The sequence below is a fragment of the Chromobacterium sp. FG89 genome (assembly GCF_057808735.1).
In genome coordinates this window covers 24634-48111 of the sequence record NZ_JBMDIQ010000019.1, presented here as the reverse complement: position 1 = coordinate 48111, position 23478 = coordinate 24634, and the positions used below count along the sequence as shown (strand labels likewise).

Here is a 23478-nt window from a genome sequence, read left to right as displayed (position 1 = left end):
GGCGTCCGCGCCATGCCCGCGGCGCGGGACTGGCCGCGCCGCGGGCTCTCCTGAACAGGCTCTGCCAGGACGACGGCGCGCCGTCCTCCCTTTCCTCATCGCGTTCCCGGCCGCGTCAGCCGCCTTGGGACCATTGTTGGATATCTCGTGGCCTCACTCATGAAAATCATTCTGTTCCTCTCCCTGGCCTTGCTCATCAGTCCGGTTTGGGCCGGCATCGCGCTTAACGGCACCCGCGTCATCTTTGACGGCAATGACAAGGAGGCCTCCATCATCGTCAGCAATCTGGGCGAGGAGATCCTGGTCCAGTCCTGGCTGGAGTCGGCGGAAGGCCAGCCGGACGAACTGCCGTTCGCGGTGACGCCTCCGCTGGCGCGCTTGCCGCTTAAACAGCAGCAGTTGTTGCGGGTGTTGTATGAGGGCGCCGGAGCGGCGCCCGACCGGGAGTCGGTATTTTGGCTGAACGTGCAGGAAATCCCCCAGGCGGCGCGCGGAGACAATGTGCTGCAACTGGCGGTGCGCCAGCGCGTCAAGGTGTTCTTCCGGCCTCAGGGGCTGGGCAGCGACGCCGCCTTGCAAGCACCGGAAGGCTTGCGCTGGAGCCTGCTCCAGGCCGACGGCAGGCCGGCCTTGCGCGTGGACAACCCCAGCCGCTATCACGTGACGGTGGTGGATTTGACGCTCAAGGCCGGCGCCGGAGCGCAGGAGCTGGCGAGCGCCTATATGGTGGCGCCGGGCGGCAGCGGGCAATGGCCGCTGAAACCGTCCGCCGCCGGCAGCGCGCAACTGCGCTACGGCATCATCAACGACTTCGGCGGGCTCGTGGAGTACGAGGTCGCGCTCGAAGCCGGCCGGGAAGGCCGCCCTCAGCAGCGCCCCCAGGAACCTTGACCATGTCGCTTCCATCTTCCTCGGCCATCTGCCGGATCCCCTCCGTATAAAGCCCAATCATGCGCATACGTCCAAATCGTCAGCCCTGGAATAAAACCTCGATCCGACGCCGTTCCGCGCTGAAGCCCGGCTGCCTGGCCCTGTTGATGGCGCTGGCGGAACTGGCCCGGGCGGAGGCGGCGGAAGGAGAGGCGCAGTCCGCGCCTGTCTTGCTGGCCTTCAACACCAACTTCATCAACGGCTCCGGCCGGATGCCGGATTTGAGCGCGGTGCTCAGCGCCGGCAACGCCTTGCTGCCCGGCAACTATCGCGTGGACGTGCTGGTCAACGGCAATCTGACCGGCCGCCGCGACGTGCTGTTTCGCCAGGCGGCCAGCGGCAAGGTGGAAGCCTGCATCGACGCCGGTTTGCTGCAGGCGGCCGGCGTGCAGCTGCAAAGCCTGACGCCGCCCTTGTCCGCGGACGATCCGGCCTGCCTGGACCTGCCGGCGCTGATGGACCTGGCGGCGGCGGACTACGACGCCAATCGGCTGCAACTGAGCTTGAGCATTCCCCAGGCCTTTCTCAGCCGCGGCGCGCGCGGTTATATCGACCCGGCGCTCTGGGACGCCGGCGTGGCCGCCGCCTACGTCAACTACCAGTTCAACGGCAATGAGAGCCGCAGCAGCGAGCCGGGCGGGGTCAACCGCCGCAACGCTTTCCTCGGCCTGCAAAACGGCGTCAATCTGGGCGCTTGGCGTTTGCGCAACGACAGCACCTTCAACTGGGCCGACGGCCAGTCCATGAGCGCGCGCAGCAACCGCAGCGTGTTGCAGCGCGACTTGATCGGCTGGAAAAGCCAGCTGGCGCTGGGCGAGCAATACGCAGACTCCACCTTGTTCGACAGCGTGCGCTTCCGAGGCGCGCAGCTGGCCAGCGACGACGCGATGCTGCCGGACGGCGAGCGCGGCTACGCGCCGGTGGTGCGCGGCCAGGCGCAGAGCAACGCGGTGGTGGAAGTCCGCCAGAACGGCTATACGCTGTACCGCGCCAATGTGCCGCCGGGGCCGTTCGAGCTGACCGATATTTTTCCGTCCGGCTCCAACGGCGATCTGGAAATCACCGTCACCGAGGCCGACGGCAGCAAGCGGGTGACGCAGCAGTCCTTCTCCAGCCTGCCCCTGATGCTGCGCAAGGGCCGTTGGCGCTACAGCGCCGCCTTCGGCGAGTATCAGGGCAGCCAGAACGTGCATCCCAGCTTCGCCGCCGGCACGCTGGTCTACGGCGCGGGCGACGACAGCACGGTGGCGGCGGGCTTCCAGCTCACATCGAATTTTCAGGCCGTCAACCTGGGCGTGGGCGCCAACACCCCGCTGGGCGCGCTGTCCTTGGACTTCACCCAGTCCAACAGCCGGGTCAGGGGCGCGCGGCGGCAAGGGCAGAGCTTGAGACTGCTTTACGCCAAAACCTTTACCCGCACCCTGACCAACCTGACGCTGGCCGCGTATCGCTATTCGACCTCCGGCTATCGCAGTTTCAACGACCACGCCAACGATCTCGCCGGCAATAGCCAGGGACAGTTCGGCCGCAGCCGCTCGCGCATCGATCTGAGCACCCAGCAGGACCTGGGCCGCGAGCGGCGTTTCGGCAGCCTGTATCTGAATCTGAGCCAGCAAAGCTACTGGGGACAGAACGGCAGCAGCGGCAGCGTGGGCCTGGGCTACGGCAACAACTGGAAACTGCTGGGCTACAACTTCACCTTGAGCCGGAGCCGCGACAGCCGGCCCGGCGGCGTCAGCAGCAACCAGGTGATGCTGACCTTTACCGTGCCGCTGGGGCCCAAGCCGCGCTCGCCGCGGATGTACGCCAACCTGAGCCACACCTCCGGCAACGGCTCCACGCTGCAAACCGGGGTCAGCGGCCATCTGGGCGAGAACACCACCTATTCCGTGCAGCTTGGCCATGCCGGGCGCAACGGCAGCACCTCGGGCGGGCTCAGCGTCAACCACAACGCCGATTTCGTGCAATTGAGCGCGGCCTACAACGCGGCGCGTCATTACCAGTCCGCCAGCGTCGGCCTATCCGGCGCCATTGTCGCCCATGGCGGCGGCGTCAACCTGAGCCGTCCGGTGGGCGACACCTTCGCGCTCTTGCAAGTGGACGGCGTGACCGGACCGGCGCTGCGCACCGGCAACGGCGGCGAACTGGGGCGCAACGGCTACGCGGTGCAACCCTACGCGCAGCCCTACCGCGTCAACACCCTGAGCCTGGATACCCGGCAGCTGGGGGCCGACGTGGAACTGGACGACACGGTCAAGCTGGTGGTGCCGCGGCGCGGCGCCGTGGTCAAGGGCGTGTTCAAGGCCAGAAGCGGCCAGCGTGCCCAGTTCACCCTGCTGCGGCAGGACGGCGCTCCGGCGCCGTTTGGCGCCAGCGTGGAGGACGCCGACGGCAAACCGCTGGGCATCGTCGACCCCAGGGGCAAGGTGCTGGCCTTGCTGAAGCGGGAGACCGGCCGGCTGACGGTGAAATGGCGGGGAGGCCAGTGTACGGCCGATTACCGGCTGCCGCCGGCCAAGGCCGGCCGCTATTACCAGCGGCGGACTCTGAACTGCGGCTAGCCCGTAGGAGCGGGCCGACTTTGCAATATGATCGAGTGGAGCATCAGCGAATGAAGCACATCAAAATCCGGCGGAGCATCGGCGTCATGCTGCTGAGCTTCCTGCTTGGAGGCATGGCCAATGCGGGGCCTTGCGAGCCTACAGGCTCGGTTCCCCGGTTCAGTTTCGCGTTTAACCGGACTTTTACCTCGCCGGATGACAATGCGGCGGGGGCCTTGTACCCGAACGCCCATAGATGGGAGTTGGGCGATACTTATGTGGCGCGCTGCGCTTGTGCCGGGGCGGAGACACCTTTCAAGGTGTTCTACACCACCAGGACCGAGTTGCCCAAGGGAGAGCACAGAACGGTCAATGGCGTGCCGTTGCAGTTCTATGTCTTGAACCGCAATCTGCAAGTGGGGGTGGAGGTCTTTCTCGCCGGGGAGGTTCGACAGTATAAAGTGGTGCCGTGGGACAGTTTGAGCAATGAGATGACTGGTCAGCGGCGCTGTAGAAACGGCGAGTCAATCGACTCGCGGCCCTTTGAGACCGGCAGCCGGGGGCGAGTGCATTTGCTGATCAGCCGCCCCTTTGTCGGCACCTTGACTGTGCCTGAATTCAAAGTGCTGGATGTGTTCGGGGTGCAAGGTTACGCCACTGCGCCGGGCAGCGTTCCCATGGTCAGCCTGTTCATGAGCATGGGCGTGACGGTGCCGCAGAACTGCAAGCTGGCCGCGGGGCAGCAAACCACTATCGATTTCGGCCCCTTGATCGCCGGGCAATTGGCCCGTTCCGGCGCGGCCAGGCAAAGCGCGGTGAGCCGCACTTTCCAGATTCAATGCACCAATATCTCCGCCGGGGTCAAGATCAATCTGGCGCTGGAAGGACGGCCGCACGGCCGGGACGCGCGCTATCTGGAAACCACGCATCAGAACGTGGCGGTGGCGATGGAGAGCGCCGGCAAGCTGGTGCCGCCCAGCCTGCCTGGCGGGACGCCGGCCGGCGGGCAATTGATTCCGATCGCGCTGGATTACGACAATCTGCGCGCCTTGTTCGGCTTGACCGCCTGGCCGGTGAAGATGGTGGAGAACCCGACGCCGGGCGGGTTCCAGGGTAGCGCCACTTTGAAGTTCGATTTCGAGTAGCGGCGGCGTTCAGGGCCGGCTCAGCTCCACCGACCACTCCGGTCCGGAGCCGATGCCGCGCTTGGCGGCGTAGTTGTCCATATTCAGCGCCAGCGACACGTCCAGCAGGCTGTTCAGATAGACCAGCGGCTGGCCGCTGGGCACTTCGCCGAAGGTGCGGCGATAAGGCGCCACCACCTCGTCCACCGGCTTGCCCTGCTTGAAGATACGCACTTTCACCGCGTCGCCGGGGCGGAAGCCCTGGGCTTCGAACAAGGTTTTGGGGATATTGGTCCACACATTACCGTATTGCGGGTCCAGCACCGGAATCATGCCCTTGAGCCGTCCGTCGGCGGCTTCTGCGCGCTGATACGACAGCTTGACCACGGCGGCGGCCGGCAGCGGCGGGCCCACGTCCTCGAAACGGATTTTGCCGGCGGCCAGCCGCGCGCCGGTGTAGGCGTAGACGTCGCGGCCATGGAAGGTGTAGGAGTCGGCCGAACCTTGCAGGCGGTTGGTTTTTTCGTCGATGCGGCGCAGTTCAGCCACGCCGTCGCGTTCGGCGATCAAGGTCAGCAGGCCGTTGTTGGGATTGACGAAGTAGCGGCCGTCCCGTGTTTTCAGCACCACGGACTGGCGCTCGGTGCCGACGCCCGGGTCCACCACCGACACGAACACCGTGCCCTTGGGCCAGTAGTTGGCGGTCTGGTACAGCCGGTAGGCGCCGCTCCAGATATCGTAATCGGGGATCTCGTGGGTCAGGTCGGACAGCGTCAGCTTGGGGTCCACCGAGTAGGCGACGCCGCGCATCGCCGACACCGCGCCGTCCTTGAGGCCGAAGTCCGTCATCAGCACCAGCGGCGCGTCCGCGCGCGCCAAGCCGGCCAGCAGCAGGCCGGCGGCCAGCCAGAGGCGGGCGTGTTGGAATAGCTTCATTCTTTTTCTCCTAAGTGTTTTTGTTTCCAGACGCCTGCCAGCGCCGGGCTTGCTTAGCACCTGTCCACGATCTCGCGAGCCAGAGCGAGACAAGGCGTTGCGGCTGAAGAAGCGGAATGTACATACGGTACATGAGCATTCTGAAGGCGGTTTCAACGCCCTTGTCTAAACAATCCCGCCGACGCGCAGCAGATCGTAAACAGCTTCTTACACCTCGTCCGAGCGCAGCCTCTGCACGCCGGCGGCCAGCATCTGCGCCCAGGCGCTACTCAGCGAGCCGTTCAGATTGATGCCGCGGCAGGCGTCGTCCACCACCGTGGTTTCCAGGCCGGCGGCGCGCGCGTCCAGCGCGCTCCAGGCCACGCAGTAGTCGGTGGCGAGCCCGGCCAACCATACCCGTTTGACGCTGCGCTCGGCCAGGTAGCCGGCCAGGCCGGTGGGGGTTTGACGATCCGCTTCGACAAAGGCGGAATAGCTGTCCAGAGCCGGGTTGCAGCCCTTGCGGATGATCAGTTGGGCCTGGCTGGTGTCCAGCTCCGGGTGGAATGCCGCGCCATGGCTGCCGGCCACGCAGTGATCCGGCCACAGCGTCTGCTCGCCATACGGCAGCTGGATGCTGTCGAAAGGCTGCTTGCCGGCATGCCGGCTGGCGAAGGACACATGTTTGGCCGGGTGCCAGTCTTGGGTCAGGATCACCCGGTTGAAGAACTGCATCATGTGGTTGATCAGCGGCACGATCTGATCGCCGTCGGCCACCGCCAGTTCGCCGCCGGGACAAAAACTGTTTTGCACGTCCACCACGATCAAGGCGCAATCGTCGCCGTAGCGTTTCAGGGGCATAGCGTTTTCCTGCAAGGGTTCTCAGCCTATCTTGTTACCACGCGGCCGCCGGCGTGGTAAAGCCCGCCACGGTGACAAGAGTGAAAAAAGGGTTTGCCACAAATACCCTGTGGGGGTATATAATTCGGCTCAGGAGGTCATCATGACAGCAAGCACCGTGGATTTGCCGATTGAGGGCATGAGTTGCGCGGCCTGCGCCGCCAGGATTGAAAAACAGTTGAACCGGCTGGACGGGGTGGAGGCGGCGGTCAACTTCGCCAGCGAATCGGCCAAGGTCTCGTTCGACCCGGTCAAAACCCCGCCGCAAACCTTGGTGGACACCATCGCCAAGACCGGTTTCGCCGTGCCGCGCCGGCAGGCGGAACTGGACATCCAGGGCATGACCTGCGCCGCCTGCGCCGGCCGCATCGAGAAGGTGCTGAACCGGTTGCCGGGCGTATCCGCCCAGGTCAACTTCGCCAGCGAGAGCGCGCGCGTCGATTACGTGGCTGGGCTGGCCGACGAGGCGGCGCTGATCGCCGCGGTGAGCCGCGCCGGCTACCAGGCCGCGCCCAAAGCCGGGCCGGGCGACGACACCCTGGCCGCCGAGCATGCGCGCCGCTACCGGCGCGAGCGGCTGTGGTTCGTGTTTTCCGCCTTGTTGACGCTGCCCTTCGTCATTGAAATGGCGGCGATGTTCAGCGGCGGCCACCATGGCTGGCTGCCGCGTTACTGGCAGCTGGCCTTGGCCACGCCGGTGCAGTTCGTCGTTGGCTGGCGTTTCTACAAGGGCGCCTGGGCGGCGTTGCGCGGCGGCGGCGCCAATATGGACGTGCTGGTGGCTCTGGGCACCAGCATGGCCTGGCTGCTATCGGCGGCGGTGACGTTGTTGGGCCTGGAGGACCAGCATGTTTATTTTGAAGCCAGCGCCTCGGTGATCACCCTGGTGCTGCTGGGCAAGCTGCTGGAGGCGCGCGCCAAGGGCAAGACTTCGGCGGCGATCGAAGAGTTGATCCGGCTGGCGCCCAAGACCGCCCGCGTTGAGCGCGAGGACGGCCGGGTGGAAGAGGTGGCGGTCACCGCGCTGCGCCAGGGCGATGTGGTGGTGGTGCGCCACGGCGAAACCCTGCCGGTGGACGGCGAGGTGGTGGACGGCGCGGCGGCGCTGGACGAAAGCATGCTCACCGGTGAAAGCCTGCCGGTGGCCAAGCGGGTGGGCGACAGCGTCTACGCCGCCACCCGCAATCAGGACGGCATGCTTAAAGTGCGCGCCACCGGCGTGGGCGGCGACACCCAACTGGCCGAGATCGTGCGTCTGGTCAGCGCGGCCCAGGGCTCCAAGGCGCCGATCCAGCAATTGGCGGACGTGATTTCCGGCGTGTTCGTGCCGGTGGTGGTGGGCATCAGCCTGCTGACCTTCGTCGTCACCGGCCTGTGGCTGCAGGACTGGTCGGCGGCGCTGATCCACGCGGTGGCGGTGTTGGTGATCGCCTGCCCGTGCGCCTTGGGCCTGGCCACGCCGACGGCGGTGATGGTGGGCGTGGGCAACGGCGCGCGGCGCGGCATTCTGTTCCGCAACGCCACCGCGCTGGAACTGGCCAGCCAGGTGGGGGTGTTGCTGGTGGACAAGACCGGCACGCTGACCGAGGGCAAGCCGCAAGTGAAACAAGTGCTGCCCTTGGAGGCGGACGCGGACCTGGTGCTGCAACTGGCCGCCAGCGTGGAGGCCGGTTCGGAACACCCGCTGGCGCGCGCCATCCTGCAGCAGGCGCAGCAGCAGGGCCTACCCTTGCTGCCGGTCAGCGGCTTCGCGGCCCAGGTGGGGCAGGGGGTGCAGGCTGAGGTGGCCGGCCACGGCCTGGTGCGCGCCGGCGTGCCCGGCTGGCTGGGCGAGCAGGCGCTGTCCGCCGCCTTGCCCCTGCAGCAGGCGGGCAACACTGTGGTGGCGGTGGCGCGCGGCGAGGAGCTGCTGGGGCTGTTGGCGATCGCCGACCGCATCCGGCCCAGTTCGGCCCAGGCGGTGGCGCAGTTGCAGGCCATGGGCATACGGGTGGCGATGCTGACCGGCGACAACCCGGCCACCGCCGCCGGCATCGCCGCGGAGGCGGGCATCCGCGATTACCGCGCCGAGGTGAAGCCGCAGGACAAGGCGGCGGAGGTGCGGCGCTGGCAGGCGCAGGGTTTCAAGGTGGCGATGATGGGCGACGGCGTCAACGACGCGCCGGCGCTGGCCGCCGCTGACGTCAGCCTGGCGATGGGCGCCGGCTCGGACGTGGCGATCGAGGCCGCCGATATCACGCTGATGCACGGCGACCTGATGCACGCGGTGGACGCGATCCGGCTGTCGCGCGCCAGCCTGCGCAAAATCCGGCAGAATCTGCTGTTCGCCTTCATCTACAACGTGATGGGGATACCGCTGGCGGCGCTGGGCATGTTGAACCCGGTGATCGCCGGCGCGGCGATGGCGATGAGTTCGGTATCGGTGGTGAGTAATTCGCTGTTGTTGCGGCGCTGGAAATAGGGCGGCATCGGAATGAGAACGTGTTTACGATCTCGCGAGCTAAGGCGAGACAAGGCGAAAACAGCTGAGAAGGCGGAGTGTACAGACGGTACATGAGCATTTCGAAGTTGTACTCACCGTGTCACGTTTCACGACGCGCAGCAGATCGTAAACAGGTTCTGAGGGACGGTTTAAATTTTTTCAGGAGAAAGCAATGTCCGAATTGATCATGAAAGTGGATGGCATGACCTGCCAGGGTTGCGTGAAAAGCGTCAGCGGCGTGCTCAGCGGCATGGCCGGCGTCAGCGAGGCCGAGGTCAGCCTGGAGGCCAAGCAGGCCAAGGTGGTGTTCGACGCGGAGATCGTATCGCCGGAGGAGTTGGCGGCGGCGGTGGAGGACGCGGGTTTCGACGTGACGCGCTGAGCCTTAAACGGCGGCGTAGCGGAACAGGGCATGGCTTGCGGGCCATGCCCTGTTTCTTTGGGCGCCAGCATGTGGCCAAAGGATGCGGCCAGTCTTCTGCTTGGCTTGTTATGGTCCCATGTTGGGACTATCATGCAGCCATGAAGATCATCGCCACGCGCGCCTTGAAGACTTTTTGGGCGCTGCATCCCCCTGCCGAGCAAGCGCTGAAAGCGTGGGTGGATGAGGCGAGCCAGGCGTGCTGGACCTGTCCGCAAGACATCAAGGACCGTTACCGCAGCGCCAGCTTCGTCAGGGCCAATCGGGTGGTGTTCAATATCAAGGGCAATGATTATCGCTTGATCGTTGCCGTCGCCTACCGGGTGGGCATCGTCTACATCAAGTTCATCGGCACTCACGCTCAGTACGATGCCGTCGATGCCGCCACCGTGGAAATGGAGTCTCCATGAATATCCGTCCTATCCGCAGCGAAGCCGACTATCAGGCCGCGCTCAAGGAAATATCCGCACTGGTGGAGATGGACCCGGCGCTGGATTCGCCGGAAGGCGAGCGTCTGGACATTCTGGCCACGCTGGCCCAGTCCTATGAGGCCAAGCACTTTCCCATCGACTTGCCGGACCCGATCGAGGCGATCAAATTCCGTATGGAGCAGGGTGGTTTGACGGTGGCGGACATGCAGGTTTATCTGGGCAAGCGCAACCGCGTCTATGAAGTGTTGAATCGCAAGCGGCCGCTCAGCCTCGCGATGATCCGCCGCTTGCATGAAGGCTTGCATATTCCCGCCGAGGTGCTCATCCGCGGTTGATCGATTCGAACCGTCTTCCTTTCTGCTGAGACGGGGCAGGTTCTTATTCCTCTTCCCCCAGCACGCCGAACTCCACCTGCGTCTTCACGTAAAACACCTTGATACCGGCGGCGGCGAGCGCGGCCAGCAGTCGTTCGGCCTCGTCGGCGCTGAGCGCCAGCGTGACTTCCTCGGGCTGGTCCGCCAGTTCGAAGAAGTGAGCGGAGTGCAGCCGGCGGTGGCGGCCGTAACCTTCGCTGGCGGCAAACAGCGTGGCGCCGCGGACGCCCATCCGCCGCGCCTGTTGCAGTATCCATTCCGCCAAGGGCAGGCCGTCGTGGCTGTGGCCCTGCTGAGTGAAGAAAGAGAGTTGATAGCCTTGCATGGCGCGGGCCTCCTGCGGCTACAGTTCGATCACCATGCCTTCGCGCAGCGGGCAGACGCGCAGGCCGTTGGGGTATTCGGAGCGCAGCTGTTCCAGCAGGTGCTCGCGGCAGCCGGGGTCGATGTGGCTGATCCACAGGTGGGTGTTGGCCGGCAGCTGCGGCAGGAAGGGCAGCAGCAGCAAGGGCGTCATATGGCCTTGGCGCGAGGCCTCGCCCTGGCGTTCGTCGGTGTAGGTCAGTTCGCAGATCACGTCGGTCAGCGAGGGCACATTGGACACCCATTGCCAGAAAGCCGGGCAGGGGCCGCTGTCGCCGCTGAAGGCCAGCGCGCGCCAACTGCCTTCTATCAGCCAGCCCAGCGCCGGCACGCTGTGATTGGCCGGCAGCGCGGTGGCCAGGCCTTCGCCCAGCGGCAGCGCGTAGCCGGGTTCCACCGCCTGCAGCCGCAGCCAGGGCTGCTCGACGCTGGGCTGACGGGTGTAGTCCGGCCACAGCTCGCCGTTGAACAGATGGGCGCGCAGCGCGTCCAGGGTTTCCTGCTGGCTGTAAACGGTGAGGCCGGGCCCGCGGCGGCTGGCGTGGACGTCGGCCAGCAGCGGTAGGCAGCCGCAGTGATCGGCGTGGCTGTGGGTGAGCAGCACCTGACGGATGGACAGCATTTCGTCCGGGCGCAGGCTGGTGACGCCGGTGCCGCAGTCTATCAGGGTGTCCTCGTCGATCAGGAAACTGGTGGTGTGGCCGGGATGGCCGATGCAGGCGGCGGCGCCGAGAATCTTGATGTGCATGGGTTTCTCCTGGTTGCGGCCGTTGACCGGCCTGGCCGGTCCGCCGCTGCAAACATGGAAACGATCCGCTGCCCGCCCCGCCTTGAGTGGGCGCCTGCGCCGTGAGGTCCGGCCGGCTTTAATCTATTCATTGTAGACAAGCCGGCGGACGCTTGCGCGGGACGGGATCAGCGCACGATGCCTACCGGGTAGAGGAAGCGGTTGCTGTCGGCGAACGGGGTCTGCTCATAGAACCAGTTGAGCCGGGCGTTGCGGTCCTTGGCGAACTTGGGGTCCTTGAGCCTGGCCTGGAAGGCCTGGCGCAGGGCCGGGCTTTCCGCCAGCATGCGCCGCGCCATCGGCTCCATCACATAGGCTTCCGGCGCTTCCGCCGAGGTGAGGTTGGCGTTGAAGAAGCCCCAGTGCAGGAAGGAGTCCGGGCTGGCGGGTTCCAGCAGCAGCATCGCCAGCGTGCCCAGCGGCTGTTGCGGGTCCACCACCACGGAACCGGCCGGATAGGTGACTTTGCGCTGCAGCGGGCTGGGCTTGCCGTCTATCAGCAAGCGGCCTTCATAGCCGGGGATCTTGTCGGCGGATTCGCGATCGGGCTCGAACGGGGTGCCCAGCTTGATGTCGTCCAGCCGGTAGACGGTGACGTCCAGGGTTTCCGGCCGGCTCAGTTCGCGTAGCTGGATGCCGTGGGCGCGCAGGCGGGCGATCACCTCATGCCATTGCGCCGGCACCACATAGGCCTTGGGCCGCGCGGCGATCAGGTCCGGCACGGTCAGCGGGGTGATGGGCAGGCGGTAGTCGCGCGGCTGATTGCTCCAGCGCATGATTTTGTCGCCGGTGACGGGGGAGGGCACTTTGTCGAATTTGACGCCCTTGAAGTCCACCAGCTTGGGCTTGCCCTCGGCCTCCTTCCAGGTCAGCGTCACCGGGTCCGGCCGCGCGGCGCGGTCCTTGGCGATGGCGGCGCGCAGGCCGTCGTAATGTCGGGACACGCTGTCGAAGATGGCGCGGTAGAGCACGTAGTTGCCCAGCACTTGCTGCTTGTAGGGCTTGAGCGCGTGCAGTTCCACCAGGATGGCGGGGATGCCGCGCGCGTCCGCGTATTGGTTGGAGAAGCGCGCCAGGTCGCTGTAGTACGGGTAATAGCCCTTGTCTGGGTTCTCGTTGTCGTTCATCGAGATGCAGACATTGGGCTCGTGGCCGTAGCGGCGCAGTTCGCGGTAGACCTCGGGCGTCATCACCTGGTCCATCCAGCGGCTGGACGCGGGCGACCAGCCCTGGCCGTTATTGCAATAAGTGACGTCGTACTGGTAGTTGACGCCGTCGGTGCTGTGGGTGTCGATGAAGAAGTCCGGCTGGTAGTCGTTGAGCGCGCGCGCCACATTGCGGATTTCCGGGCTGTCCAGCTTGGTGAAGTCGCGGTTCAGATTGAGGTTGCGGCCGTTGACGCGCCAGCCGGTCTGTTCCGGCCCGTTCTGGTTGATGCGGCCGTATTTGCCGTAGCGCATGTCGCCGTCCACGTTGACGGTGGGGACGAAGAGCAGGTTGACCTTGGACAGCAGCGCGTCGTCGCGGATCAGCAGGTCGCGGATCAGCATCAGTCCGGCGTCCTTGCCGTTGGCTTCGCCGGGGTGGATGCCGGCTTGCACATAGATCAGCGGCTTGCCGCTGGCGCGCAGGCCCTGCGGCGATTTATCGGCGGCGGCGGACACCACCGCCATCATCATGTCGCGGCCCTGGTCGGTTTTTTCCGTCATCGGGCTGAGCTTGAGCAGCGCCGGCTTGGCGGCGGCCAGCTTTTGCAGGTAGGCGATGGTTTCCGGATAGGCCGGCGTGTGCTTGAAGCCGCTGGCTTCCAGCGGGGTGGCCCAGGCGTCGTCCGCCTTGGCGGCGAAGCGCTGACTGTCGCCCTGCCAGGGGATGTCCGGCGGCAACACCCGCTGGCGCGCGGCGGACAGGTATTGGCTGTCGTCGATGTAGTCCGGCGCGGCCGGCATGGCGTGCGCGGGCGGGCTGAGGTGCAGGGCGGCGAAGGCGGAAACGATGGCGAAGCGTAGCGGCAAGTGCATGATGATTATCCTGATTGTCCGAGACCGAAATAGGCTACGCCCGGCGGCCCGACGGACGCACGGGCTGTTGCGAGGCGGCTTGACGCGGATCAAGCGCTTGCTCGCCGCGTTTCCCGCCGGAGCGCATCCAGTTCAAATCCAAAAGCCGGAGCCCCGCGCTACAGGACTCCGGCTCCTACGCTGTTCTGCTCGATGAGGTCGGCTCCAGTGCCGGGGCGGTTTTCCCCGGGCTCAGGCCCGGGCCGGCAGGCTCCAGCGCTTGTCGCTCCAGCGGCCCAGCAACTGCAGGCCGCCGCAGACCAGGAAATAAGCCAGCGCGATGAAGGCGAAAATCTCCAGCGGGTAGACCTGCTCGCGGTTGTTGACCTGGGTGGCGACGAAGGTGAATTCGGCCACGCCCACCACATAGGCCAGCGAGCTGTCCTTGATCAGGGTGATCCACTGATTGACGAAGGAGGGCAGCATCATGCGCAGCGCCTGCGGCAGCACGATCAGCCGCAGCGTCTGCCAGCGGTCCAGCCCCAGAGACAGTCCGGCCGCCCATTGGCCGGGGCCGATGGCGGCGATGCCGGCCCGCACCGACTGGCTTAGATAGGCGGCGTTGATCAGCGCCAGCGCCAGCACCACGGTGAGCACGCCGGGGATGTCTACGCCAAACAGGATGGGCAGCAGGAAATAGCACCAGAAGATCAGCATCAGCACCGGGATGGCGCGCAGCAGCGCCACCAGCACGCCGAGCGCGCGGCGCGGACCGGGCCCGCCCATCACCAGGGCGATGCCGCCGGCCAGGCCCAGCAGGCTGGCCAGCACGCCGGCGGCGGCGCTGATGGCCAGGGTCAGCAGCAGGCCGCCGGGCTCGCCGTTGGCCAGATTGCCCCACAGCAGATAATCGAGATTGTCCTGAATCACCGGCGGCATCATCGCGGCGCCCTCCATGCCGGCTCGCCGCGCTGGCTCAGCGCCTGGGTCAGCAACACCAGCAGCAGATAGGCGGCGGTGGCGACGGCGAAGGCCTGGAAGGCGAGCAGGGTTTCGGTTTCCACCTGACGCGAGGTGTAGGACAGCTCGGCCACGCCTATGGCCATCGCCAAGGAGGTGTTCTTCACCACCGCGGTGTATTGGCCGACCAAGGGCCGGCGCGCCAGCGCCCAGGCCTGCGGCAGCACCACCCAGCGGAATTCCTGCCAGCCGTTCATGCCCAGCGCGCGCGCGGCCTGGCGCTGGCCGGCGGCGACGCCGCGCAGCCCGGCCTGCAGTTCGCCGCAGATGAAGCTGGCGCTGTACAGGGTCAGGCCCACCAGCGCGGCCAGGAATTCGAAGGACGGCCACGGCAAGGCCAGACCGCCCGGCAAGGGCAGGCTGCGCGGGGTGTTCAACCACAGCATGGCGACTTCAGGCAGCAGGCCGGCCACGCCGAAATACCACAGCAGCAATTGCACCATCAGCGGAGTGTTGCGGTGCAAGCTGACCCAGAGGCCGACGCCGCGGCCGAGCGCGCGCCAGCGCGACTCCAGCGCCGCGGTCAGCAGCATGCCGAGCGCGGTGGCGGCGGCGCAGACCAGCAGGGCCAGCCAGCCGGTGAGCAGCGCGCCCTTGAGCAGCCAGCCCAGGTAGTGGGGCTCCAGCCAGTGGTGGCCGAGCCAGGAGGGGGGATTCATTGCTTGCTGTCCTGTATTGCGATTGCGCTCCGCCTTTCAGCGCCGGCGGCGTCTGAAATGGCGAAACCGCCGGGCGCGCCCGGCGGCTGGGGATACGGATGGGAAAACGCGGGTCTTGGAACGTGTTTACGATCTCGCGAGCTAAGGCGAGAGCAGGTGAAAATGGTTGAAGAAGCGGAATGCCCTGGTGGTACATGAGCATTCTGAAAGCATTTTCAACGCCGTATCGCCGACGCGCAGCAGATCGTAAATAGGTTCTTAGAGCCGCTAACAAAACCTCGCAGAGAACCTGAGCCAAGGCGCGCCGACGCAGGCAGTACAAGTGGTACGACAAGGAGGCGCAACGCAGGATCAGGGGTTTTGTTAGCGGGTCTTAGCTGGCTTCGCCGATCTTGAAGTCCCTAGGCAGCGGCGCCTTGGTGGCCGGGCCGAACCACTGATTGTAGATCTTGGCGGCCTGGCCGGATTTTTCCAGTTCCAGCAGGCTGTCGTTCACAGCTTTCAGCAGACGCGCCTCGCCCTTGGGCAGGCCGATGGCCTGGTATTCGCGGGTCAGGGTGAACGGCGCCAGTTCGAACTTGGCCTTGTCCGGCGCATTGGCCAGCAAGGCGGCCAGCTTGGAGCCGTCCTGGCTGATGGCCTGGACGTTGCCGTTGCGCAGCGCGGTGAAGGCCAGGGGGGTGTCGTCGTAAGCCACCACGGTGGTTTTCGGGTATTTGTCGCGCAGATTCACTTCCTGGGTGGTGCCCTTGTCCACGCCCACGCGCAGGCCGGCCAGTTGTTCCGGCTTTTGCAGCGATCCCTTGCGGGCGATGAACTGCTGGCCGGAGGCGAAGTAGGGCAGGCTGAACGCCACTTGCTTCTTGCGCTCGTCGGTGACGGTGAAGTTGGCGGCCACCAGATCGGCCTTGCCGGACACCAAGAGCGGCACGCGGTTGGCCGGATTGGTGGGGATCAGGCTGAGTTTTACGCCCAGTTTCTTGGCGATGTGTTGGGCTACGTCCACGTCCAGGCCAGAAATCTGACGGGTCTTGGCGTCGAGGAAGCCGAAGGGCGGGTTGCTGTCGAAGGCGGCGACGCGCAGCACGCCTGCTTTCTTGATGTCGTCCAGACGGTCGGCCCAGGCGGCGGTGGCGGTGGCGCTCAAGGCGATGGCCAATGCGATGGCGTGTTTCATGATGATGCCCCTAGTCTGAAGACGCGCCGCGGGTTTCAATCGCGCCTGTTGGCGGCGCGGTTTCAGAAGATGCCGGCGCATCGTGATTCTGAGAAATTTCCTGCCATGGATAAACCCATGACATGCGATGAGCTGATGCTAAGGCATCTTGCAAATTCTTGGAAATTATTAAAAATTAGTCTTATATATTAATTTGTTTTGATTGTGTGATTTTCCTCATTGGAACAGTGCCTTGTTCGCATTGAGGCCGCGGCGGCGGCGAGCCGGTATTTTTGTTCGAGGTAGGATTGCCAAACAATTTCCTTTGCCGCGCTTTTCTGCAATCGGCATAATCGCGTTTTCCGTGCGTTCCCCATTGGCGGACGCGTCGACGGATTTGCAACTTTTCTTGACGACTGTGATGACTGGCGCGAAAGCGCGTCGGGACGAAGCAGACGAGCCGAAGCCGAAATGCCCAGCATCTATCAACTCAAATCCCGTTTTCAGGACCTGCTGCGCCCCTTGCTGCGCGGCCTGGTCTCCCTTGGCGTCACCGCCAACCACGTCACGCTCGGCGCCATGCTGGCCTCCATCGGCTACGGCGGCTGGCTGGCCTGCCGGCCGGAGCGGCCCTTGCCCTGGCTGCTGCTGCCGGTGTTCCTGTTCCTGCGCATGGCCTTGAACGCCATCGACGGCATGCTGGCGCGCGAGCACGGCCAGAAGTCGCGCTTGGGCGGCATTCTCAACGAGGTGGGCGACGTGGTGTCCGATGCGGCGCTCTATCTGCCCTTCGCCCTGCTGCTGGCCCAGCCTGCCTGGGCGGTGCTGGCGGTGTCGTTGGCGCTGCTGACCGAGTTCGTCGGCGTGCTGGGCCCTAGCCTTGGCGCGAGCCGGCGCTACGACGGGCCGATGGGCAAGAGCGACCGCGCCTTTGTTTACGGCGCCTACGCGCTGCTGCTGGGCCTGTGGCCGCAGGCGGCGGCCTGGGGCGGCTGGGTGTTTGGAGTGAGCGCCGCCTTGATGGCGCTGACCTGCGTCAACCGGACGCGGGCCATTTTGAAAGAGGGCGAAGATGTTTAAACCGCTGTTGCCGCAAGCATTGATCTGGGCGCTGGGCGCCGTATTCGCGCTGCTGGTGATCGCCAGCGTCGCCATCCGCGTGCTGGAGAGCCGCTCGCCGCAGAAGAACTGGCTGGAATTGAAGCTGCGCATCCGCACCTGGTGGTGGATCGTCGCCTGCTTCTCGCTGACCTTGCTGGGCAATGTGCCGCTGGCGCTGGTGGTGTTCGCGCTGATCAGCTTCCTGGCGCTGAAGGAATACCTGACGCTGTGCGCCACCCGCACCGCCGATCACGTGGTGCTGTTCTGGGCCTATCTGAGCATCCCGCTGCAGTATTACTGGCTGGGGGTTCACTGGTACGGCATGTTCATCATTTTCATCCCGGTCTACATCTTCCTGTTCCTGCCGATGCGTATGGTGCTGATCGGCGAGACCCAGGGCTTTCTCAAGGCCGCCGCCTCGCTGCAATGGGGCTTGATGATTTGCGTGTTCTGCCTGAGCCATATGGCCGCGGTGCTGACCCTGCCCCAACTGACCCATATCGGCGAACCGGCCCAGGGCGCGATGCTGCTGTTCTACCTGGTGGCGCTGACCCAGCTCAACGACGTGGCGCAATACCTGTGGGGCAAGGCCTTCGGCCGGCGCAAGGTGGCGCCCAAGGTGTCGCCCAACAAGACGCTGGAGGGCTTCCTCGGCGGCGCGCTGACCACCTGCCTGCTGGGCTGGTTGCTGGGGCCGCTGCTGACGCCGTTCTCGCCGCTGCACGCGGCGCTGGCCGGCCTGCTGATCGGGGTGATGGGCTTTATCGGCGACATCGTGATTTCCGCGGTGAAGCGCGACATCGGGGTCAAGGACTCCGGCCGCCTGCTGCCCGGCCACGGCGGGGTGCTGGACCGGCTGGATTCGCTGACCTATACCGCGCCGCTGTTCTTCCACTATGTCCATTACTTGTACTTCTGAGCCGATGATGAGCCGATTGCTGCGCATTCTGTTCGTACTGCTGCTGGCCCGGCCGGTGGTGCGTCTGTGGCTGGGGGTGACGGTGCGCCACCAGGAGCGGCTGCCCTTGCGCGGCCCCGCCATCGTGGTGGCCAACCACAACAGCCACCTGGACATCCTGGCGCTGTACAGCCTGTTTCCGCTGGGCCGCATCCCCGAGGTGCAGCCGGCGGCGGCGGCGGACTACTTCCTGAAAAACCGCCTGTTCGCCTGGTTCGCCACCCAGGTGGTGGGCATCATCCCGGTGGTGCGCGGAGGCGTGGCCAAGGGTCTGGACCCGCTGGAAGGCTGCCGCGAGGCGCTGCGCCAGGGCCGCATCCTGATCCTGTTTCCGGAAGGCTCGCGCGGCGAGCCCGAGGTGCTGTCCGAGATCAAGTCCGGCATCTGGTATCTGAGCCGGGATTTCCCCGAGGTGCCGGTGGTGCCGGTCTATCTGCACGGCCTGGGCCGGGCGATGGGGCGCGGTCAATGGCTGCCGGTGCCCTTCTTCGTCGACATCGCCGTTGGTCGGCCGTTACAGTGGCTGGAAGAGAAAGCCGCTTTCCGCGACCGTATCCGCGAAGCCTTGTTGTACTTGAAGCAAAAAACGCTGCCCGCCGCGCCGGCGGAGCAGGAGGGCTGAGACGCCGCCGTCCGCCCCTTGGCGGGCTTGGGGGAGACGCCCTATTGCGGCAGCCGGCCATGGCTGGCAATCTGAACGGGCGACGTTCGTGGACGTCGCCTGGCGAGGCAGGCTGGAACAATAAGAAGATTCGATGTGTGGGAAGAGGAGAAACGTGATGAGCAAGAAAGGATGGTATCTCGGCTCCTTGTGCATGGCCGCGGCCGCTTGCGCGGTGGCTTTGCTGGGCATGGCGTTGGCGGACGCCGGCTCGGCGGCGTGGCCGTTCGTCTTGGCCAAGGGGCTGGCTTTCGCCGCGCTGGCGATGTTTCTCTGCGGCCTGGCCGCGTGCAGGGAAGCTCGATAGACGTGGGATGAAGGCGCGAGACGACGGGGCGGCAGGCTTAGGCTTGCCGCCCCGTCCTCGTTTCAGCCCATGCGCCGGCGCAGCGCGCGGCTCAGCTGTTCCACGCCCCAGGACAGCGCCACCATCGCCAGGATGACGGCCGCGGCGGCTTGCTGTTGGAACAGCGACAGCGCCAGATACAGCTGCTGGCCCAGGCCGCCGGCGCCGACGATGCCGAGCACGGTGGCGATGCGGATATTGTTTTCCCAGCGGTACAGCGTATAGGCCAGCCATTGGCTGGCCACCATGGGCAGCGGCCCGTAGCAGAAGGCGGCGATGCGGCCCGCGCCGGCGTTGAGCAGCGCCTGTTCCGCTTGCGGCGGCGCGTTTTCCAGCGTTTCCGCGAACAGACGGCCCAGCACGCCGGCGGTGTGCAGCGCCAGCGCCAGCACCCCGGCGGCCGGCCCCAGACCCAACGCCAATACCGCCAGCGCCGCCCACAGCAGATCCGGAATGCCGCGCAGCATATTCAGCAACAGCCGCGTCGCGCGCTTGGCGGCTGCGCCCAGCCGGCCGGCGGCGGGCAGCGCCAGCGGCATGGCCAGCAAGGCGGCCAGCACCGTGCCCAGCGCCGATATCGCCAAGGTTTCCACCACGCCTTGTCCCAATGGCCGCAAGTTTGGGGCGGAGAGGTCCGGAGGCAGGAATTCCATGGCGAAGCGCGGCAGGCCGCGCCAATCAAAGCCGTTGGCGCGCCAATCCGGCCACAGCCAGCACAGGCTGAACGCGGTCAGAGCGCCGCCGGCCAGCAATAGGCGGCGTCCGCCGCCGTCGCGCTCCAGCGCGCGCCGCGACCAGCGGCTGACGCCCTCGCTCAAGCCCACCAGCAGCAGGAATACCAGGAGCAGGGCGCCGACCTCGCCGCCGTTGAGCATTTTCAGGCTGCTGTCCAGCAATTGGCCGATGCCGCCGGCGCCGACGAAGCCCATCACCGCCGATGCGCGGATCGCGCATTCCCAGCGGTAAACGCTGTAGCTGATCAATTCCGGCAGGGCCTGAGGCCACAGCGCCCAGCACAGCCGCTGCCAGCGGCTGGCCCCGGCCGCCGCCAGAGCCTGGGCCGGCGCGCGCGGCTGGGATTCCAGGATCTCCGCGTAAACCTTGCCCAGCATGCCGCCGTAGGCCAGGCCCAAGGCCAGCACCGCCGGCAGACTGCCCAGGCCGGCGGCGCGGACGAAGAGCAGCGCCCAGACGATGTCCGGCACGCCGCGCAGCCACACCATCAGCCCGCGCAGCAGGCTTTGCGCGGCCAGGACGGTGCGGCGCGGCCGGACCGCGGTGAGCTGGTGATCGTCCAGCGCGCGGCTGGTGGCGAAGGCCAGCGGCGCGCTCAGCAGCATGGCCAGGCACAGGCCGGCGCTGGCCACCGCCAGCGTGGTGGCGGTTTCCTTGGCCACTTCTTTCAGAAAGTCGCTGTCGTGGGCCGGCGGCAGAAAGCCGGCGGCGAAACGCGCCAGGCTGAGCCAGGTGTCGCCGTTGAACAGCGTGCTCAGCGTGAACTGGGTCAGCGGCAGCGTCGGCAGCAGCAAGGCCAGGGTCAGCAGCAGCCAGCCCAGCCGCGAGCGGGCGGCCGGGTCGCGCGGCGCGGGTCTCAGCATTGCAAGCCTCTGAGCGCGGCGGGCGCGGCCGGCTCCACCGCGGTCTCGGGCATCTCGCCGGCGTAGAGCTCGGCCAGCAGCTGGGTATGGACTTGCTCGCGCGGCAGATCGAAGGCGACGGCGCCGTCGCGCAGGCCGATGATGCGCGGGAAGTGCGCCAGCGCCAGCTGTACCGAGTGCAGGCTGGCCAGCAGGGTGGCGCGGCGGGCGCGGGCGTCCTCGCACAGCAGGCGTATGCTGTCGTCGGCCAGCCTGGGGTCCAGCGCCGACACCGGCTCGTCGGCCAGCATCAGGTCTGGCCGCTGGTACAGCGCGCGGGCGATGCCGACGCGCTGACGCTGTCCGCCGGACAGCTGATCGCAGCGCTGCCATAGTTTGTCGGCCAGACCCAGCCGTTCCAGCTCGGCGACGACGCCGGCGGCGTCGTCCGGCCACAGCAGGCGGCGCAAGGCCGCCAGTTCGCCGCCCTGGCCCAGCCGGCCGGCGGCCACCGCGTGGATCACGCGCTGGCGCGGCGGCAGCGGCGGCGTCTGGTAGATGTTGCCTATGCGCGCGCGCAGCGCGCGCAAGGCGAGGCGCGGCAAGCGCCAGGGATCGGCGTCCAGCAGCCGGACCGCGCCGCAGTCCGGGCGCAGGCCGGTGTTGGCCAGCAAGAGCAGGGTGCTTTTGCCGGCGCCGGACGGGCCGATCAGGGCCGCCTGTTCGCCGGCGGCAAGTTGCAGATCGATGCCGCGCAGGATGACGGCGCCGTCCAGGCTCAGGCCGACGCCGCGCAGCTCCAGGCTCATTTCAGCAGCCCGGCGGCCGCGGCGGCGGCTTCTATGCCCTTATAGTTGTCCGGCTTGGTGGGGATGAAGCGGCTGGCGCGTTGCAGATCCAGCACGGCTTTCTGATCTGGGTTCTTGGCGTCCAGCTTGAGGAAGGCCTGGCGGATCTTGTCCTGCAAGCCCTTGTCCATGCTGCCGCGCACCGTCCAGTTGTAGTCGTAGTAGGCCGGGGTGGTGGCGATCACGCGCACCTTGGCGGTATCCACCTTCTTGCTTTCCACCAGCTTCTGCCACACCGAGCTGTTCAACACGCCGGCCTCCACCTTGCCGGCGGCCACCCAGGCCACGGTAGCGTCGTGAGCGCCGGAATAGGCGACGTTCTTGAAGAAGCTTTCCGGCTTGAGGCCGTCCTTCTGCATGAAATAGCGCGGCATCAGGTGGCCGGAGGTGGAGGAGGCGGAACCGAAGGCGAAGCTGTCGCCCTTCAGCTCCTTCAGGCTCTTGGCCGGGCCGCTGGTGATGAAGGTGGAGGTGAATTTGCTGTCCTCCTCGCGCTGCACCAGTGGCACCACCTTGCCGCGCTGGCTGGCCTGCACATAGGTGAAGCCTCCCAGCCAGGCCATGTCCAGCTTGTCCGAGGTCAGCGCGGTGACCACGCCGGCGTAGTCCGACACCGGCACGAACTGCACTGGGATGCCCAGCTCTTTTTCCAGGTATTGGCCCAGCGGCGCGAACTTGCGCTGCAGCTCGGTGGGGGATTCGTCCGGGATGGCGGAGACCTTGAGCACGGTCGGGGCGGCGTGGGCCAGGGCGGCGGCGGCCAACAGCGCGCCGGCCAGCGTCAGTTTGATGGCGGTCATGGCAGTGTTTTCCTCTATTGCGGACGAAAAGCCGCAAGGGCTGGCGCCGGCGGGCCGGCGATTCAAAAAGGCCAGTCATTAAGACTGGCCTTGAAGCGGCGGACTAAAAACCGCCGCGTATAGCAAGCATTCTAGCCTAGCCCGGCTTAGGCCGCCTTGCGCTTGCCGAACAGGTAGAACAGCGCCAGGCCGATCACGATCATCGGCAGGCTCAGCCACTGGCCCATGCTGATCACGTCGGACTGGCCGAAGATGCCGGCGTCCGGGGTGCGGAAGTATTCGCTGCCGAAGCGCGCCAGGCCGTAGCCCATCAGGAACAGCGCCGACACCTGGCCGCGCGCGCGGGTCTTGGCGCTGAAGCACCACAGCAGCGCGAACAGCGCCAGGCCTTCCAGCGCGAACTCGTACAGCTGCGACGGGTGGCGCGGCAGGCCGCCGTATTTGAGCAGGGTCACCATCAGGTCGGACGATTGCTGCGCCTGGATCAGATCGTCCATCTTGGCCTGCGGAAACAGCATCGCCCACGGCAGTTGGGGATCGGCCACCCGGCCCCACAGCTCGCCGTTGATGAAGTTGCCGATGCGGCCGGCGGCCAGGCCCAGCGGCACCAGCGGCGCGATGAAGTCGGTGACTTCCCAGAAGCTGCGGCCGTGCTTGCGCGCAAACAGCGCCACGCCGATCAGCACGCCGATGAAACCGCCGTGGAAGGACATGCCGCCTTTCCACACCATCAGAATCTCCAGCGGATGACTAAAATAATAGCCGGGCTGGTAGAACAGCACCTCGCCCAGGCGGCCGCCCAGCACCACGCCGACGGCGCCGTACATCAGCAGATCGTCCAGCAGCTTGGAGGTGAGGAAAGCGTGGCCGCGCTTGATGCGGTAGTTGCCCAGGATCAGGAAGCTGGCGAAGCCCAGCAAGTACATCAGGCCGTACCAATGAATGGCCAACGGGCCCAGCTGGATGGCCACGGGGTCGAACTGCGGATGAATGATCATTTGTCAGCCGTGTGCGTTTGCGGTAAAAGAATGTGGACGGATTATATGGGAAAGCGTTCCCACGCGTCGCGCGGCCCACCCGCCGCC

General features: G+C 66.2%; 23 protein-coding genes. 11 read left to right on the top strand and 12 right to left on the bottom strand.

All coding sequences use genetic code 11. From position 1 onward, the window contains the following. Positions 1-159: 159 nt before the first annotated feature. The 3 genes from ACODRW_RS17785 to ACODRW_RS17775 all read left to right on the top strand — a co-directional run bounded on the left by ACODRW_RS17785 (position 160) and on the right by ACODRW_RS17775 (position 4615). On the top strand, positions 160-891 hold the full coding sequence (locus ACODRW_RS17785; protein WP_107798440.1) for a fimbrial biogenesis chaperone: 732 nt from the start codon (positions 160-162) through the stop codon (positions 889-891). A 59-nt stretch (positions 892-950) separates the two neighbouring features. Beyond that, positions 951-3491 (top strand): fimbria/pilus outer membrane usher protein, encoded by a 2541-nt coding sequence (locus ACODRW_RS17780; RefSeq protein WP_488906333.1) that lies wholly within the window; start codon positions 951-953, stop codon positions 3489-3491. Positions 3492-3790: 299 nt separating this feature from the next. After that, positions 3791-4615, top strand: coding sequence for a fimbrial protein (locus tag ACODRW_RS17775; protein ID WP_488906332.1), 825 nt, complete (start codon positions 3791-3793; stop codon positions 4613-4615). 9 nt (positions 4616-4624) lie between these two features. Here the strand turns inward: ACODRW_RS17775 and ACODRW_RS17770 are convergent, their stop codons facing one another. Together ACODRW_RS17770 and pncA are read right to left on the bottom strand one after the other, a co-directional pair. Then, positions 4625-5530 (bottom strand): SAM hydrolase/SAM-dependent halogenase family protein, encoded by a 906-nt coding sequence (locus ACODRW_RS17770; protein WP_227104600.1) that lies wholly within the window; start codon positions 5528-5530, stop codon positions 4625-4627. Between the two features lie 207 nt (positions 5531-5737). Further along, positions 5738-6370: a bifunctional nicotinamidase/pyrazinamidase gene (pncA, locus tag ACODRW_RS17765; protein WP_488906331.1), complete on the bottom strand. Its 633-nt coding sequence runs from the start codon at positions 6368-6370 to the stop codon at positions 5738-5740. A gap of 142 nt (positions 6371-6512) precedes the next feature. Between pncA and ACODRW_RS17760 the strand changes: the two genes are divergently transcribed. From ACODRW_RS17760 to ACODRW_RS17745, 4 genes are all read left to right on the top strand, one after another. After that, entirely contained in the window at positions 6513-8870 is a 2358-nt protein-coding gene (locus ACODRW_RS17760) for a heavy metal translocating P-type ATPase (RefSeq protein ID WP_488906330.1), read from the top strand. Between the two features lie 193 nt (positions 8871-9063). Continuing rightward, a complete protein-coding gene (locus ACODRW_RS17755; RefSeq protein WP_488906329.1) occupies positions 9064-9273 on the top strand; it encodes a heavy-metal-associated domain-containing protein in 210 nt (69 codons plus the stop codon). Between the two features lie 140 nt (positions 9274-9413). Further along, positions 9414-9722 carry a type II toxin-antitoxin system HigB family toxin gene (locus ACODRW_RS17750; RefSeq protein ID WP_107798447.1) on the top strand — a complete coding sequence of 103 codons (309 nt, stop codon included), beginning with the start codon at positions 9414-9416 and terminating at the stop codon, positions 9720-9722. Further along, positions 9719-10078 (top strand): helix-turn-helix domain-containing protein, encoded by a 360-nt coding sequence (locus ACODRW_RS17745; protein ID WP_488906328.1) that lies wholly within the window; start codon positions 9719-9721, stop codon positions 10076-10078. Before ACODRW_RS17750 ends, ACODRW_RS17745 begins: the two co-directional genes overlap by 4 nt. 43 nt (positions 10079-10121) lie before the next feature. Here the strand turns inward: ACODRW_RS17745 and ACODRW_RS17740 are convergent, their stop codons facing one another. The 6 genes from ACODRW_RS17740 to ACODRW_RS17715 all read right to left on the bottom strand — a co-directional run bounded on the left by ACODRW_RS17740 (position 10122) and on the right by ACODRW_RS17715 (position 16123). Beyond that, on the bottom strand, positions 10122-10442 hold the full coding sequence (locus ACODRW_RS17740; RefSeq protein WP_488906327.1) for a DUF190 domain-containing protein: 321 nt from the start codon (positions 10440-10442) through the stop codon (positions 10122-10124). Positions 10443-10460: 18 nt separating this feature from the next. Continuing rightward, positions 10461-11228 carry a 3',5'-cyclic-nucleotide phosphodiesterase gene (locus ACODRW_RS17735; RefSeq protein ID WP_488906326.1) on the bottom strand — a complete coding sequence of 256 codons (768 nt, stop codon included), beginning with the start codon at positions 11226-11228 and terminating at the stop codon, positions 10461-10463. Between the two features lie 167 nt (positions 11229-11395). After that, a complete protein-coding gene (locus ACODRW_RS17730) occupies positions 11396-13288 on the bottom strand; it encodes a M14 family metallopeptidase (protein ID WP_488906325.1) in 1893 nt (630 codons plus the stop codon). 231 nt (positions 13289-13519) lie between these two features. Then, positions 13520-14209, bottom strand: a complete 690-nt coding sequence (locus tag ACODRW_RS17725; protein ID WP_488906324.1) for an amino acid ABC transporter permease — start codon at positions 14207-14209, stop codon at positions 13520-13522. Next, entirely contained in the window at positions 14206-14946 is a 741-nt protein-coding gene (locus ACODRW_RS17720; RefSeq protein WP_488906323.1) for an ABC transporter permease subunit, read from the bottom strand. Before ACODRW_RS17720 ends, ACODRW_RS17725 begins: the two co-directional genes overlap by 4 nt. Positions 14947-15319: 373 nt before the next feature. Next, positions 15320-16123: an ABC transporter substrate-binding protein gene (locus ACODRW_RS17715; protein WP_107798453.1), complete on the bottom strand. Its 804-nt coding sequence runs from the start codon at positions 16121-16123 to the stop codon at positions 15320-15322. A gap of 450 nt (positions 16124-16573) precedes the next feature. Here ACODRW_RS17715 and ACODRW_RS17710 point away from each other — a divergent pair, with 450 nt between their 5' ends. From ACODRW_RS17710 to ACODRW_RS17695, 4 genes are all read left to right on the top strand, one after another. Next, positions 16574-17182: a CDP-alcohol phosphatidyltransferase family protein gene (locus ACODRW_RS17710; RefSeq protein WP_488906322.1), complete on the top strand. Its 609-nt coding sequence runs from the start codon at positions 16574-16576 to the stop codon at positions 17180-17182. Further along, positions 17175-18122, top strand: coding sequence for a phosphatidate cytidylyltransferase (locus ACODRW_RS17705; RefSeq protein WP_107798455.1), 948 nt, complete (start codon positions 17175-17177; stop codon positions 18120-18122). Before ACODRW_RS17710 ends, ACODRW_RS17705 begins: the two co-directional genes overlap by 8 nt. A 7-nt stretch (positions 18123-18129) precedes the next feature. After that, the gene (locus ACODRW_RS17700) at positions 18130-18783 is read left to right on the top strand and encodes a lysophospholipid acyltransferase family protein (protein WP_227104582.1); all 654 of its coding nucleotides are present in this window, start codon (positions 18130-18132) and stop codon (positions 18781-18783) included. A 157-nt stretch (positions 18784-18940) separates the two neighbouring features. Further along, positions 18941-19129 (top strand): hypothetical protein, encoded by a 189-nt coding sequence (locus ACODRW_RS17695; protein ID WP_107798457.1) that lies wholly within the window; start codon positions 18941-18943, stop codon positions 19127-19129. A gap of 62 nt (positions 19130-19191) precedes the next feature. Here ACODRW_RS17695 and phnE read toward each other — a convergent pair whose 3' ends face one another. The 4 genes from phnE to lgt all read right to left on the bottom strand — a co-directional run bounded on the left by phnE (position 19192) and on the right by lgt (position 23391). Then, entirely contained in the window at positions 19192-20766 is a 1575-nt protein-coding gene (phnE, locus tag ACODRW_RS17690; protein WP_488906321.1) for a phosphonate ABC transporter, permease protein PhnE, read from the bottom strand. Continuing rightward, a complete protein-coding gene (locus ACODRW_RS17685) occupies positions 20760-21554 on the bottom strand; it encodes a phosphonate ABC transporter ATP-binding protein (RefSeq protein ID WP_488906320.1) in 795 nt (264 codons plus the stop codon). The genes phnE and ACODRW_RS17685 overlap by 7 nt, the downstream gene beginning before the upstream one ends. Further along, positions 21551-22393 (bottom strand): putative selenate ABC transporter substrate-binding protein, encoded by an 843-nt coding sequence (locus tag ACODRW_RS17680; protein WP_107798459.1) that lies wholly within the window; start codon positions 22391-22393, stop codon positions 21551-21553. The genes ACODRW_RS17685 and ACODRW_RS17680 overlap by 4 nt, the downstream gene beginning before the upstream one ends. 146 nt (positions 22394-22539) lie before the next feature. Then, positions 22540-23391 (bottom strand): prolipoprotein diacylglyceryl transferase, encoded by an 852-nt coding sequence (gene lgt / locus ACODRW_RS17675; RefSeq protein WP_107798460.1) that lies wholly within the window; start codon positions 23389-23391, stop codon positions 22540-22542. Positions 23392-23478 lie beyond the last annotated feature (87 nt).

Bases quoted from the DNA above. Each gene is read 5' to 3' on its own strand.
- ACODRW_RS17785 (WP_107798440.1), top strand. From the start codon at position 160: ATGAAAATCATTCTGTTCCTCTCCCTGGCCTTGCTCATCAGTCCGGTT.
- ACODRW_RS17780 (WP_488906333.1), top strand. From the start codon at position 951: ATGCGCATACGTCCAAATCGTCAGCCCTGGAATAAAACCTCGATCCGA.
- ACODRW_RS17770 (WP_227104600.1), bottom strand. From the start codon at position 5,530: ATGAAGCTATTCCAACACGCCCGCCTCTGGCTGGCCGCCGGCCTGCTG.
- pncA (WP_488906331.1), bottom strand. From the start codon at position 6,370: ATGCCCCTGAAACGCTACGGCGACGATTGCGCCTTGATCGTGGTGGAC.
- ACODRW_RS17760 (WP_488906330.1), top strand. From the start codon at position 6,513: ATGACAGCAAGCACCGTGGATTTGCCGATTGAGGGCATGAGTTGCGCG.
- ACODRW_RS17755 (WP_488906329.1), top strand. From the start codon at position 9,064: ATGTCCGAATTGATCATGAAAGTGGATGGCATGACCTGCCAGGGTTGC.
- ACODRW_RS17750 (WP_107798447.1), top strand. From the start codon at position 9,414: ATGAAGATCATCGCCACGCGCGCCTTGAAGACTTTTTGGGCGCTGCAT.
- ACODRW_RS17745 (WP_488906328.1), top strand. From the start codon at position 9,719: ATGAATATCCGTCCTATCCGCAGCGAAGCCGACTATCAGGCCGCGCTC.
- ACODRW_RS17740 (WP_488906327.1), bottom strand. From the start codon at position 10,442: ATGCAAGGCTATCAACTCTCTTTCTTCACTCAGCAGGGCCACAGCCAC.
- ACODRW_RS17735 (WP_488906326.1), bottom strand. From the start codon at position 11,228: ATGCACATCAAGATTCTCGGCGCCGCCGCCTGCATCGGCCATCCCGGC.
- ACODRW_RS17730 (WP_488906325.1), bottom strand. From the start codon at position 13,288: ATGCACTTGCCGCTACGCTTCGCCATCGTTTCCGCCTTCGCCGCCCTG.
- ACODRW_RS17725 (WP_488906324.1), bottom strand. From the start codon at position 14,209: ATGATGCCGCCGGTGATTCAGGACAATCTCGATTATCTGCTGTGGGGC.
- ACODRW_RS17720 (WP_488906323.1), bottom strand. From the start codon at position 14,946: ATGAATCCCCCCTCCTGGCTCGGCCACCACTGGCTGGAGCCCCACTAC.
- ACODRW_RS17715 (WP_107798453.1), bottom strand. From the start codon at position 16,123: ATGAAACACGCCATCGCATTGGCCATCGCCTTGAGCGCCACCGCCACC.
- ACODRW_RS17710 (WP_488906322.1), top strand. From the start codon at position 16,574: ATGCCCAGCATCTATCAACTCAAATCCCGTTTTCAGGACCTGCTGCGC.
- ACODRW_RS17705 (WP_107798455.1), top strand. From the start codon at position 17,175: ATGTTTAAACCGCTGTTGCCGCAAGCATTGATCTGGGCGCTGGGCGCC.
- ACODRW_RS17700 (WP_227104582.1), top strand. From the start codon at position 18,130: ATGAGCCGATTGCTGCGCATTCTGTTCGTACTGCTGCTGGCCCGGCCG.
- ACODRW_RS17695 (WP_107798457.1), top strand. From the start codon at position 18,941: ATGAGCAAGAAAGGATGGTATCTCGGCTCCTTGTGCATGGCCGCGGCC.
- phnE (WP_488906321.1), bottom strand. From the start codon at position 20,766: ATGCTGAGACCCGCGCCGCGCGACCCGGCCGCCCGCTCGCGGCTGGGC.
- ACODRW_RS17685 (WP_488906320.1), bottom strand. From the start codon at position 21,554: ATGAGCCTGGAGCTGCGCGGCGTCGGCCTGAGCCTGGACGGCGCCGTC.
- ACODRW_RS17680 (WP_107798459.1), bottom strand. From the start codon at position 22,393: ATGACCGCCATCAAACTGACGCTGGCCGGCGCGCTGTTGGCCGCCGCC.
- lgt (WP_107798460.1), bottom strand. From the start codon at position 23,391: ATGATCATTCATCCGCAGTTCGACCCCGTGGCCATCCAGCTGGGCCCG.